This window comes from Pseudomonas sp. AC239 (assembly GCF_979258545.1).
Genome location: NZ_OZ409864.1, coordinates 3,633,541 through 3,645,953, shown reverse-complemented (window position 1 = coordinate 3,645,953; position 12,413 = coordinate 3,633,541). Strand labels below are relative to the sequence as shown.

12 protein-coding genes are annotated in these 12,413 nt (G+C 61.1%); 5 read left to right on the top strand and 7 right to left on the bottom strand.

Annotation, left to right across the window (positions count from 1 at the left end; translation table 11 throughout):
- Nucleotide 1 precedes the first annotated feature (1 nt).
- The 7 genes from flgK to ACZ0AZ_RS16575 form a co-directional block, all read right to left on the bottom strand.
- Entirely contained in the window at nt 2-2,047 is a 2,046-nt protein-coding gene (gene flgK / locus ACZ0AZ_RS16605; RefSeq protein ID WP_073472814.1) for a flagellar hook-associated protein FlgK, read from the bottom strand.
- A gap of 25 nt (nt 2,048-2,072) precedes the next feature.
- Nucleotides 2,073-3,389 (bottom strand): flagellar assembly peptidoglycan hydrolase FlgJ, encoded by a 1,317-nt coding sequence (flgJ, locus tag ACZ0AZ_RS16600; RefSeq protein ID WP_463537749.1) that lies wholly within the window; start codon nt 3,387-3,389, stop codon nt 2,073-2,075.
- An 11-nt stretch (nt 3,390-3,400) separates the two neighbouring features.
- Entirely contained in the window at nt 3,401-4,489 is a 1,089-nt protein-coding gene (locus tag ACZ0AZ_RS16595) for a flagellar basal body P-ring protein FlgI (protein WP_052269122.1), read from the bottom strand.
- Between the two features lie 27 nt (nt 4,490-4,516).
- Complete coding sequence (flgH, locus tag ACZ0AZ_RS16590) at nt 4,517-5,212, bottom strand: flagellar basal body L-ring protein FlgH (protein ID WP_039761113.1); 696 nt, start codon at nt 5,210-5,212, stop codon at nt 4,517-4,519.
- Between the two features lie 51 nt (nt 5,213-5,263).
- Nucleotides 5,264-6,049: a flagellar basal-body rod protein FlgG gene (flgG, locus tag ACZ0AZ_RS16585; protein WP_016771111.1), complete on the bottom strand. Its 786-nt coding sequence runs from the start codon at nt 6,047-6,049 to the stop codon at nt 5,264-5,266.
- 45 nt (nt 6,050-6,094) lie between these two features.
- Complete coding sequence (locus tag ACZ0AZ_RS16580; protein WP_129999011.1) at nt 6,095-6,835, bottom strand: flagellar basal body rod protein FlgF; 741 nt, start codon at nt 6,833-6,835, stop codon at nt 6,095-6,097.
- Nucleotides 6,836-7,179: 344 nt separating this feature from the next.
- Nucleotides 7,180-8,742, bottom strand: coding sequence for a sigma-54-dependent phenylalanine hydroxylase transcriptional regulator PhhR (locus ACZ0AZ_RS16575; RefSeq protein ID WP_039761109.1), 1,563 nt, complete (start codon nt 8,740-8,742; stop codon nt 7,180-7,182).
- Nucleotides 8,743-9,135: 393 nt separating this feature from the next.
- On the opposite strand from ACZ0AZ_RS16575, the gene phhA reads away from it, so the two are divergent.
- The 5 genes from phhA (at nt 9,136) to ACZ0AZ_RS16550 (ending at nt 12,312) form a co-directional block, all read left to right on the top strand.
- Nucleotides 9,136-9,927 carry a phenylalanine 4-monooxygenase gene (gene phhA, locus ACZ0AZ_RS16570; protein WP_129999010.1) on the top strand — a complete coding sequence of 264 codons (792 nt, stop codon included), beginning with the start codon at nt 9,136-9,138 and terminating at the stop codon, nt 9,925-9,927.
- Between the two features lie 116 nt (nt 9,928-10,043).
- Nucleotides 10,044-10,400, top strand: coding sequence for a 4a-hydroxytetrahydrobiopterin dehydratase (locus ACZ0AZ_RS16565; protein WP_016771115.1), 357 nt, complete (start codon nt 10,044-10,046; stop codon nt 10,398-10,400).
- Nucleotides 10,400-11,593: an amino acid aminotransferase gene (locus ACZ0AZ_RS16560; RefSeq protein ID WP_463537748.1), complete on the top strand. Its 1,194-nt coding sequence runs from the start codon at nt 10,400-10,402 to the stop codon at nt 11,591-11,593. The genes ACZ0AZ_RS16565 and ACZ0AZ_RS16560 overlap by 1 nt, the downstream gene beginning before the upstream one ends.
- Nucleotides 11,594-11,927: 334 nt before the next feature.
- Nucleotides 11,928-12,059, top strand: coding sequence for a hypothetical protein (locus tag ACZ0AZ_RS16555; RefSeq protein ID WP_016771117.1), 132 nt, complete (start codon nt 11,928-11,930; stop codon nt 12,057-12,059).
- A 70-nt stretch (nt 12,060-12,129) separates the two neighbouring features.
- Entirely contained in the window at nt 12,130-12,312 is a 183-nt protein-coding gene (locus ACZ0AZ_RS16550) for a hypothetical protein (RefSeq protein WP_039761215.1), read from the top strand.
- The last annotated feature ends 101 nt before the right edge of the window (nt 12,313-12,413 follow it).

Sequence of the window (12,413 nt, the reverse complement as noted above, 5' to 3'; positions counted from 1 at the left end):
CTTAAAGGCTGTTGATCAGCGTGGCGAAAGTTTCCTGCGCAGCTTTGATGATCTGCGAAGACGCTGTGTAGTACTGCTGGTACTTGACCAGGTTGCCGGTTTCTTCGTCCAGGTTGACCCCGGAAAGCGAATCGCGGGCACCCTTGGCGTTCTCCAGAATCGCCGTGGTCGCGGCGCTGTCGGACTTGCCTTGGGCGGTCTTGGTACCGACGTTGGTCACCAGGGTGTTATAGGCGTCGGTCAGGCTGATGCCCTTGCTAGCCGAACCGGTGTCCACGGTCTGTTTGGTTTGCAATGCGACCAGTGCCTGGGCGTTGCGGTTGTCCGAAGACGCCGCGCCGGTCAGGTTCATGGTGAAGGTCTCGCCGGATTTCGGCGTGCCGCCCACGGTGGTCTGCACGGTGAAGGTCTTCTGCACGTTCGGCGTGACCGTAGTGTCCATCACCGGGTTGCCGCTGGCGTCGACGATGCCGACTTTCAGGTTCAGCGTGTTCGACTGGCCGGGCACGATGGTGCCGGTGCCGATGGTCGCGCCCTTGGCGTCGACCAGATTGTACGATTGGCTGCCGCCGCTGGCTGCGCCGAACACCAGTTTGACCGGCGTCGAATTCTTCAGCGCCGCCTGCATGTCAGCCTGGGCGGTCGGGTTGTAGATGTCGATCTTGTCGCTGAGCGTCGGCTGGGTGTAAGTGCCCAGACCGTTGGCGCTGGCGACGCCGGTGAGCGGACCGGCCGCAGCGATTTTCTTCGGATCGGTCAAGACCGTCTGAATGCTCGCCGCCGCGTTGCGGGTCGGCGTGATTTTGAACGAGTCACCCGCGCTCAGCGCGCCGCCATTCAAGGCCAGGGTGAAACCGTCGATCACTGGCGGCGGATTGGTCGTGGTGCTGAATGCGCCCAGATCGGTGCCGTCGGAACGTTTGACGGTGTAATCGGTGGCACTGGTGAAGGTCACCTGATAATCGCTGGTGGTCAGCTTGCCGGTGTCCTTGATGGTCACATCGAGGTTGCCCGAACCGGCGCTGTTGCCATCCTTCGCAATGCTGCGCTGACTGATCAGGGCGGCACTGTTGATGTTGTTGAAAATCGCCGCGCCGAAGTCACCGTTCTTGTCGATGCCCTGGGCTTGCTGGCTGTTGATCTGATCGGCAATCACCAGAGCGACGCGACCGAGCTCGTTGAGCGACGGGTCGAGGACTTCCTTGCGATAAGTCAGCAGACCGCCGATTTCGCCACCGCTGATCACCGAAGTGATGTCGATGGTGCTCGAACCGCGATCCATCTGGATCGACATGCGCGACGGGTCGGTCTTGCTCGCGACCATGCTCAGGCTGTTGGTGGTGTTGCCGATGACCAGCGGCTGGCCGCTGCCGACATAGATGTCGAAGCTGGTGCCGCGCTCGACGACCTGGGCACCGGTCAGTTCGGAGAGCTGACGCACGGCTTCGTTACGGCTGTCGAGCAGGTCGTTCGGCGCCCCGCCACTGGTGGAGATTTCGCCGATCTTCTGGTTGAGATTGGCGATCGCCGTGGCGAGCTTGTTCACCTGGGCGGTCATGTCGCCGAGGCTGCCGTTGATCGTGGTGTTCTGATCGTTGAGCTGCTTGGCCAAGGTATTGAAACGGCTGGTCAGCGCCTGCGCACCGGTCAGCACCGACTGACGCGAAGTGTCATCGGTGGCCGACGTCGATACGCCCTGCATTGAGGTGAAGAATTTCTGCAGCACACCGGTCAGGCCGGTGTTGGTGTCCGACAGCATGGCGTCCAGCGGCGTCGCCTGCTTGAGGAACGCGGCCGATTCGCTGTCCAGCGAAGTCGCGGTGTGCAGCTGCGATTCCAGGTACGAGTTGTACACCCGGCGCACGTCGGCCAGGGTCGTGCCCGTGCCGATGAAAACGCTGCCGTACTGCTGCGAGGACTTGGTGCCCTGCACGGTTTGCTGACGTGAATAACCGGCGGTGTCGACGTTGGCAATGTTGTTGCCTGTCGTAGCCAGAGAGGACTGGCTGGCCGACAGTCCCGACATCCCGATATTGAGCAAACTCATGGTTCAGACCTTATTACCTGGTGCCTTATAAAGGCGTGGTGGAGACACCCGCCGCAGCGTAGTTTTCAAAACTGTTCATCTGCTTGGCAATCTGCGAAATCTTCGTCGCGTAGTTCGGGTCGGTGGCGTAACCGGCCTTCTGCAACTCGCGTACAAACTGTTCTGGGTTATCGGCCGACTTCAGCACTTCTTGATAGCGATTGTTGCTCTGCAGCAACGTCACCAGATCGTGGAAGCTGTCCTTGTACGAGGCGTAGGAACGGAACTCGGCCGTCTCCTTGACCATCGCACCATTGCGGAACTCGCTGGTGATCGCGCGGGCCGAATCGCCCTTCCAGTTGCTGCTCGCCTTGATGCCGAACAGGTTGTGGCTGCTGCTGCCATCCTGAGCGCGCATGACCGACTTGCCCCAACCGGTTTCCAGTGCCGCTTGCGCCACCAGATAACGCGGATCGACGCCGATGCGGTCGGCAGCTTCCTTGGCCATCGGCAGCATGGTGTTGACGAATTCGTCGGCCGAACTGAAGGCCTTCTTCGCCGGTGCCAGCGGAATCTGCGCCATAGCGCGGCCGTAGACCTGCATCTGCCCGCCGGCAGCTTTCTGCTCTTCGGCACGGGCCAGCCAGTCGCCGTTGTACAACGCGCCGGAACCGCTGACGGCGGTGGTCGCAGCCCGTTGCGGCAAGGCGTTGGTCGCCGCTGCTGCAGTGGTCGCAGTGGCCACGCTCGGCGCCGACGGCACCAGGCCGGCGAGCAAGCGATCGGCCAGTTTCGGCGGCAGCGCCAGACGCCGCTGATTGATCAGCGCCATGTCGTTGCGATGGGAAATGTCGATGTTGTTCGGCGCATGCACCGAGCGCGATGCCCACAACGGACGCTCGCCGTTGACGCGGGACAGCGGACCGGTGGCGACGGTCCCGGCGGCAATCGGCGTCGGCACGGCGGCGGCCTTGGCCAGCGCTTCCTGCTGCTTGGCGGCGGACGCAGCGGCAGCCTCACCCGGAGCCATCGGTTTGTTCTTCGACATCTGCCGGATCAGCACGTCGGCCAGGCCGATACCACCGCCCTCCCGCGACATGGAAACCGCCAGTTGCTGGTCGTACATTTCCTGATACTGCTTGGCGGCCGGCGTGTTCAGCGGGTTGTCCTGGCCGAGCGCTTCGGTGGCCGAACGCATCGACTTGAGCATTTCGCCGAGGAACAGCGACTCGAATTCCTGCGCCACCTTGCGCATGTTTTCATCGCTGTTCTTGTCGCCGACCTTGAGCTGATTCAGACGATTGAGGTCCGAGTAGGACCCCGAATCGCTGCTGCTGACCAGACCGCTTTTGCGCATATCCATGGGGGCCGGCCTCAGATCACGATCAGGTCGGCTTGCAAAGCGCCGGCCTGCTTCAGAGCTTCAAGAATTGCCATCAGGTCACCCGGTGCCGCGCCGACCTGGTTCACCGCACGGACGATCTCGTCGAGGGTGGTGCCCGGGCCGAACTTGAACATCGGTTTGGCTTCCTGTTCGGCATTCACTCGTGAGCGCGGCACGACGGCAGTCTGGCCGTTGGACAGAGGCCCCGGCTGGCTGACGATCGGGTCTTCGGTGATGGTCACGGTCAGGCTGCCGTGGGTGACAGCGGCCGGCGACACTTTCACGTTCTGGCCGATGACGATGGTGCCGGTGCGCGAGTTGATGATGACTTTGGCGACGGCCTGGCCCGGATCGACTTCAAGGTTTTCCAGGATCGACAGGTAGTCGACACGCTGGCTCGGATCGAGCGGTGCAGTCACACGGATCGAACCGCCATCAATGGCTTGTGCGACGCCAGGGCCGAGCATGTCGTTGATCTTGTCGACGATGCGCTTGGCGGTGGTGAAGTCGGAGCGGTTGAGGTTCAGCGTCAGGCTGTTGCCCTGGTTGAAACCGCTCGGCACCGAACGCTCAACCGAGGCACCGCCAGGGATGCGCCCGGCCGACGGAACGTTGACGGTAATCTTCGAACCGTCACGGCCTTCAGCGTCGAAACCGCCAACCACGAGGTTGCCCTGAGCGATTGCATAGACGTTGCCGTCGATACCCTTGAGTGGCGTCAGCAACAAAGTGCCGCCGCGCAGGCTCTTGGAGTTACCGATCGACGAAACGGTGATGTCGACCTGCTGACCCGGTTTCGCAAACGCTGGCAGATCAGCACTCACCGACACCGCCGCGACGTTCTTCAACTGCACGTTGCCCGACCCCGGCGGCACCTTGATGCCGAACTGCGAGAGCATGTTGTTGAAAGTCTGCAGGGTGAACGGGGTCTGCGTCGTCTGGTCGCCGGTACCGTTAAGCCCGACCACCAGGCCGTAACCGATCAACTGGTTGGAGCGCACGCCGGAAATGCTGGCGATGTCTTTCAGCCGCTCGGCATGTGCAGTGAAGGCAACCGGCAACAACAACGCGGCCAGCATGAGGCTTTTCAGATTCAACGTAGCCACCTAGAAAGGGAACAGCGGGCTGAGGAAGAAGCGGTCGAACCAGCCTGGCTGACTCGTGTCGGCAAACGCGCCGGTACCCGAATAGGTGATGCGCGCATCGGCGACACGGGTCGACGACACAGTGTTGTCGGTCGCGATGTCATCGGCGCGGACCATGCCGGCGATGCGCACCAGCTCGTCACCGGTATTGAGCGTCAGCCACTTCTCGCCACGCACGGCAATGATGCCGTTGGGCAGCACGTCGGCCACGGTCACGGTGATCGAGCCGGTCAGGCTGTTGCTCTGCCCCGACTTGGCGTCGCCCTTGGTCGAACGGTCGGCGCTGTAGCCGGCGTTGAGGCTCAGGTCGTTGCTACCGATCGGGTTGTTGGTGGTCAGGCTGGAGCCGAACAACGAAGTCAGCCCGATCTTGTTGTCGCTGTTCTTGTCCATCTGCGAGTTGGCATTTTTGCTCGCCTGGGTGCGCTCGTTCAGGGTGATGGTGATGATGTCACCGACCCGGAACGCCTTGCGGTCGCTGTACAGGTTCTGCTCGAAGCCGGCCTGATAGATCGAGCCGTTGTTGGCGGCCGCCGGCAACGGCGTGCGCGGCAACACCGGAGCGTAGTAAGGGTCGTTGGGCCTGGGCGTCGGGGCGACGCAGCCCGCGAGCGAGACGACCCCACTCAATGCCAGAACAGATACAAAGCGCTTCATGACCCTACCTCACGGTGTTGCTGGCGACCTCGGGCCGCCCCAAAGACTGGATTACAGATTCTGCGTTACGAACGAGAGCATCTGGTCGGCGGTGGAGATCACCTTGGAGTTCATCTCGTAGGCGCGTTGAGTGGTGATCATGTTGACCATCTCTTCAACGGTGCTGACGTTGGACGTTTCCAGGGTGTTCTGCAGCGTGGTACCGAAACCGTTCAGGCCCGGGGTGCCGATCTGAGGCGCGCCGGAAGCCGCGGTTTCCAGGAACAGGTTGTTGCCCACGGCTTGCAGGCCGGCCGGGTTGATGAAGTCGGCGGTCTGCAGGTTGCCGATCACTTGCGAGGCCGGGTTGCCGGCGATGGTGATCGACACGGTACCGTCGCGGCCGACAGTGAAGGTCTGCGCATCGTTCGGGATGATGATCGCCGGTTCCAGAGCGAAACCGCTGGCATTGACGATCTGGCCATTGGAGTCGAGGTGGAAAGTACCGTCACGGGTGTAGGACGTGGTGCCGTCCGGCTGCAGGATCTGGAAGAAACCGCGACCGTCGATGGCCATGTCCAGCGGCTGCTCGGTGGTTTGCAGGCTGCCGGCGGTGAAGTTTTTCTGCGTGCCGACGATGCGCACACCGGTACCCACTTGCAGACCCGACGGCAGTTCGCTGTCCTGGGTCGACTGGGCACCTGGCTGACGCTTGATCTGATAGAGCAGGTCCTGGAACTCGGCACGGTCACGTTTGAAACCCGTGGTCGAAACGTTCGCCAGGTTGTTGGAAATGGTGGTCAGGTTGGTGTCCTGGGCGGACAGACCGGTTTTGGCAACCCATAGAGCCGGAAGCATTCGATTCTCCTCGTGCGCCTGTTTTACGGCGCGACGTTCTGATAATTAGCTGATCTGCAAGACCCGAGCCATGGCCTGGTCGTCGTCTTTGGCGGTGTTCATCATCTTGACGTGCAACTCGAACTGCTTGGCCAGGGCCAGCACCGAAGTCATTTCTTCCACGGCATTGACGTTGCTCGACTCGAGGAAACCCGAGACCAGTTTGACGTTGGCGTCGGCTTGCGCCGGCTGGCCGTCCTTGGTGTAAATCGAACCGTCGAGACCTTTGTTCATGTTCTTGATGTCCGGGTTGACCAGCTTGATCCGGTCGACTTCGGCCATCACGCGCGGACCTTCGCCCATTGCGCGAATACTGATGGTGCCGTCTTCGCCGACTTCGACCTGCTGCTCGGGCGGCACGGCGATCGGGCCGCCGTTGCCGATTACTGGCATGCCATTGCCGGCACGCAGTACACCGAGGGCGTCGATGTTCAGGCTGCCAGTGCGCACGTAGCTTTCGCCACCGTTGGGGTTCTGCACGGCGATGAAACCGTTGCCTGACACCGCGACGTCGAGGTCGCGGCCGGTCTGCACCAGCGAGCCCGGGGTGAAATCGGTGGCGGGCCGTTCGCTCATGGCAAACGCACGCGCCGGAAAGCTGTCACCGAATACCGGCATCGAACGCGCCTGCTCGAGGTCGCGCTGGAAGCCGTTGGTGGAAATGTTTGCCAGGTTGTTGGCATGCGCCCGTTGCGCCAGTGCGTTCTGGCTGGCGCCGGTCATTGCCACATAAAGGTACTTGTCCACAGTGTTTCCTCTGCATGCCGGACGTTTGCCGCCCACCGCTGTACTGCTCAGCCATAAGCAATTTGCAGACCAACTTTTTATTGGCGGGCAAAGGCCCGGTAAACAAGGGACTTGAGGGAATCGGAGGGGAATTTGAAATGTTTCGAAGACGAAAAACCGGCGGTGTCATGCCGGTTGGTGGCAATCCTCAGTTCAGCGGGTGGATGGCGATCCTGTGGCGAGGGGATTTATCCCCGTTCGGCTGCGCAGCAGTCGCCAAGCCTGCAAATGAGGTCGCTGGGAAGGAAAAGCGGGGCGGCTTCGCCGCCCATCGGGGATAAATCCCCTCGCCACAAAGGCTCTATTTAGCTTTCGGAGGTTTTGCCCACCTCATACTCACGCAGCTTGTTGGCAATCGTGGTGTGCGAAACACCCAGCCGCTTGCCCAACTGCCGGCTGCTCGGGTGCTCGGAATACAACCGCTCCAGCACCGCTTTCTCGAAACGCCCGACAATCTCATCCAGATGTCCATCCAGGGAAAAATCGCCAAGCGGCTGACGCACGCCATAATCCGGCAGGCGGATATGTTCGGCCTTGACCTTACCGCCGTCGCACAACGAAACCGCCTGGAACAGCACGTTCTCCAATTGCCGCACGTTGCCCGGCCAGTGGTAATGGCTGAGGCGATCCATCGCCGCCGGGGCCAGTTTCGGCAGCGGACAGCCGATCTGCCGACTGGCCTGATCGAGGAAGTGTTCAACCAGCGGCGTCAGACCGTCGAGGCATTCGCGCAACGGCGGAATGTGCAGCGACAGCACGTTCAAGCGGTGATAGAGATCCTGGCGAAACTCACCTCGCGCGCACAGTTCAGACAAGTCCACCTGGGTCGCGCAGATCACCCGCACGTCGAGATACACCTCCTCATCACTGCCGACGCGACGGAAGCAGCCGTCCTGAAGAAAGCGCAGCAATTTGACTTGCAAACGCGGACTCATCTCGCCGACGCCATCGAGAAACAGCGTGCCGCCCGCGGTCAGTTCCAGCAGACCAAGCTTGCCTTCGGCACGCGCCCCTTCGAAGGCACCGGGGCCGTAGCCGAACAATTCGGTCTCGGCCATCGATTCCGGCAACCCGGCGCAGTTGAGCGCCATCAACGGTGACTGTCCGCGCGGACTGGCAAGGTGACAGGCGCGCGCGAGCAGTTCCTTGCCGGTGCCGGTTTCGCCTTCTATTAATAGCGGCGCATCCAGCGGCGCCATGCGTCGCGCTTCGCGGACCACGGCGGCCATGACTTTCGAGCTTTGGAAAATACTGTCGAAGCCGCGCAGCTCTTGCTTGCGCACATTGTAGATCCGCTCGCCGACGCGGTCGGCGCGGTGCAGCGTCAATACGGCGCCGGCCATGGCCTCGCTGTCATCGTGCTCCGATTGCAGCGGCGCGATGTCGGCAAGAAAGATGTCGCCCTTGACCTTGACCCGCATGCCGTTGATTCGCGATTTGTTGGCGCGCACCAGTTCCGGCAAATCGAAATCCTCGGCGTAGCGCGACAGCGGAATCCCCGGTACCTCATCGACGCGCACGCCGAGCAATTGCGCTGCCGCGCGGTTGGCCGCGACGATCGAGCCGCCCATGTCGATCGACAGCACCGGAAATTCCAGCGCGCCGAGCAGCGCATTCAATTCCATATGCCGGCGCTCGCTGGGCATCAGCCCGACGCGCTTGACACCGAACACCCCGCCGATTGCCTCGAATTTCGGCCGCAATGCCTGGAACTGGATGTTGATCAGGTTCGGGCAGTGCAGGTAGATCGCGTTGCCATGCTCACCGCCAACTTCACCGCGGGCAACGTTGATCCCGTACGCCACCAGCAGATTGAGAATATCGCGCAGGATGCCGATGCGGTTCTGGCAGTGGACTTTGATGCGCATAGAAAAAGGCCCGACAGGTTTGAGAGGTAAACACATGTCCTTGTGGGAGCGAGCCTGCTCGCGAAGGCGCCAGCACATTCAACATCGATGTGTCAGACCGACCGCTTTCGCGAGCAGGCTCGCTCCCACAGGGTTTTGTGGCGCGCCCGAGGCAGAGTTTTCTGTCGAGGCACGCAGATAGTTGTCAAGATTATGTGACAGTCCCGACCCGTTTCAAACCCGCCAATCACGGCAAACGCGCATTACCCGACCAAGCGTAACGATAACTTTACGAAATCAGTCGAATTTTCCTACCCACTCACGGCTCAACATGCTGCGCGCCTTCGCACTCTGGGGTATTCCTTTAGCCATCGCTGGACATAACAAAAACGAATTTCCTAGCAGGAGAGCAGCATGAAGCAGACGCAATACGTGGCTCGCGAGCCCGATGCGCAAGGTTTTATCGACTACCCCGCCGAAGAACATGCGGTGTGGAACACGCTGATCACTCGCCAGTTGAAGGTGATTGAAGGTCGCGCGTGCCAGGAATACCTGGACGGTATCGAAAAACTCGGTCTGCCCCACGACCGCATCCCGCAACTGGCCGAGATCAATAAAGTCCTCGGCGAGACCACTGGCTGGCAGGTTGCCCGGGTACCGGCGCTCATCCCCTTCCAGACTTTTTTCGAATTGCTCGCCAGCAAGCAGTTTCCCGTTGCGACGTTCATTCGTACTCGCGAAGAACTCGACTATCTGCAAGAGCCGGACATCTTTCACGAAATCTTCGGCCACTGCCCGCTGCTGACCAACCCTTACTTCGCCGAATTCACCCACACCTACGGCAAGCTCGGCCTGCAAGCGACCAAAGAAGAGCGCGTTTATCTGGCGCGGCTGTACTGGATGACCATCGAATTCGGTCTGGTCGACACCCCGCAGGGCAAGCGCATCTACGGCGGCGGGATTCTGTCCTCGCCCAAAGAAACCGTTTACTGCCTGTCGGACGAGCCTGAGCATCAACGCTTCGATCCGCTGGAAGCGATGCGCACGCCGTATCGCATCGACATCCTGCAACCGCTGTACTTTGTCCTGCCGAACCTCAAGCGCCTGTTCGACGTGGCCCATGAAGACATCATGGCCATGGTTCGTCAGGGCATGCAGTTGGGCTTGCACGCGCCGAAATTTCCGCCGAAACCCAAAGCCGCCTGAACCGCGACTTTTGCTGACAATTGCGTCTGTCCGTCGCTGTCACTTTGCTTTAGCGTGACGGCATTGACGGCACACGCGCTTTAATGAAAAAACACACTCGTTTTCAGGAATACACCATGTCGACTTTGAACCAAGCCCACTGCGAAGCCTGCCGCGCCGATGCGCCACAAGTCAGCGATGAAGAACTGCCGATCCTGATCAAGCAGATCCCTGACTGGAACATCGAAGTACGCGACGGCATCATGCAGCTGGAGAAAGTTTTCCTGTTCAAGAACTTCAAACATGCGCTGGCGTTCACCAACGCAGTGGGCGAGATCTCCGAGGCCGAAGGTCACCACCCGGGCCTGCTGACCGAATGGGGCAAAGTCACCGTGACCTGGTGGAGCCACTCGATCAAAGGCCTGCACCGCAACGACTTCATCATGGCCGCGCGCACTGACGAAGTGGCCAAGACCGCAGAAGGACGCAAGTAATGCACTTCGACGCCATCGGCCGGGTTCCCGGCGACCCGATTCTCGGTTTGATGGAGGCCTATGCGCAGGATGCCAATCCGCGCAAATTCGACCTCGGCGTTGGCGTCTACAAGGATGCCCAGGGCCTGACGCCGATCCCGGAGGCGGTGAAAATCGCCGAAGCGCGACTGGTCGAAAGCCAGGACACCAAGACCTACATCGGTGGCCATGGCAACCCGCTGTTCGGCAAGGTCATCAATGAGCTGGTGCTCGGCGCCGACTCACAACTGCTCACCGAACAACGCGCCGGCGCCACCCAGACCCCGGGCGGCACCGGTGCCTTGCGGCTGGCAGCAGACTTCATCGCGCAATGCCTGCCGGGCAAAGGCGTGTGGTTGAGCAACCCGACCTGGCCGATCCACGAAACCATCTTCGCCGCCGCCAAGGTCAAGGTCAGCCACTACCCGTACGTCGGCAGCGACAACCGCCTCGATGTCGAAGCCATGCTCGCTGTGCTCAGGGAAGTGCCGAAGGGCGACGTAGTGCTGTTGCACGCGTGCTGCCACAACCCGACCGGTTTCGACCTCAGCCATGACGACTGGAAGCGTGTGCTGGAAGTGGTGCGCAACCGCGACCTACTGCCGCTGATCGACTTCGCTTATCAGGGTTTTGGTGATGGTCTGGAGCAGGATGCGTGGTCGACCCGGTTGTTCGCGGCGCAAGTGCCGGAACTGCTGATCACCAGTTCCTGCTCGAAGAACTTCGGCCTGTACCGCGACCGCACCGGTGCGCTGATCGTCTGCGCGACCAGCGCCGACAAGCTCATCGACATCCGCAGTCAACTGGCCAATATCGCCCGCAACCTGTGGTCGACGCCGCCGGATCACGGTGCTACGGTGGTCGCGACCATCCTTGCCGATCCAGAGCTGAAAGCGCGCTGGGCCGATGAAGTGGAAGCCATGCGCTTGCGGATCGCGCAGCTGCGCAGCGGTCTGGTCGAAGCGCTGGAGCCCCACGGTTTGCGCGAGCGTTTTGCGCACATTGGCGTGCAACGCGGGATGTTCTCCTACACCGGCCTGTCGCCGGAACAGGTGAAAACCCTGCGCGAGCGGCACAGCGTGTACATGGTCAGCTCGGGCCGGGCCAACGTCGCCGGCATCGACGCCACCCGCCTCGCCTTGCTGGCTGACGCCATCGCCAGCGCTTGCAAATAGTTACTGCAACACAAAACCCTGTGGGAGCGAGCCCTGTGGTGAGGGGATTTATCCCCGACCGGCTGCGCAGCAGTCGTAAACCGTTGATCGCGGAGTGTCAGACATTCCGCGAACGCAGGGTTGGGGCCGCTTCGCAGCCCATCGGGGATAAATCCCCTCGCCACAAAAGTCCACTCCCACATTTGGTTTTTGTGGTCGCCTCCCCTCCCTGCGGCCATCTGTCGCATTAATTTGAATTAAAAGTCTGATTGTCATTTTTCCTGCTGTATCCTGCGCAGGCTTTGTAAAGCGCGGAGCACCTGATCTATCAACAGACTTAGCGAGGAGCGCAACCATGCACGAGATTCCCAATCTCCCCTTCCCAAGCCTGCACGTACCTGAGCAGACGACCCCGCAACACGCCGGCGCCGAAAAGCCCGAGCCGCAAGAAGCCGCTGACAGCCGCAAAGCCGACAGCGAAGAGTAAGACCCGCCGTACAGACCGTGTGGAAAGCGCTAACATGCGCTTTCCACACTGCCTGAAACCCGAGCCCGCCATGACCGACGAATTCTCCGAAAGCCAAGCTGCCGTGCTGATCGGCGCCACCGAGAAAATGATCGAGATCTGGAATCGCCTCTCACCCGAGAAACAGGCCGCCCTGCTCGAGCGTTTCGGCAGCGAAGAAAATGCCCTCGCCGCCCTCGTCACCACGCAACTGGTCGCTCCGGCGAAATCCTGAACGCGCCGCCCGGCAAATAGTTTTACTTTTCCCCGCCCTTGAGCGGTTCACGCCGGTATCATGAGCAGCCTATCTAATCGGCTGCTCCCGTGGATCGTTAC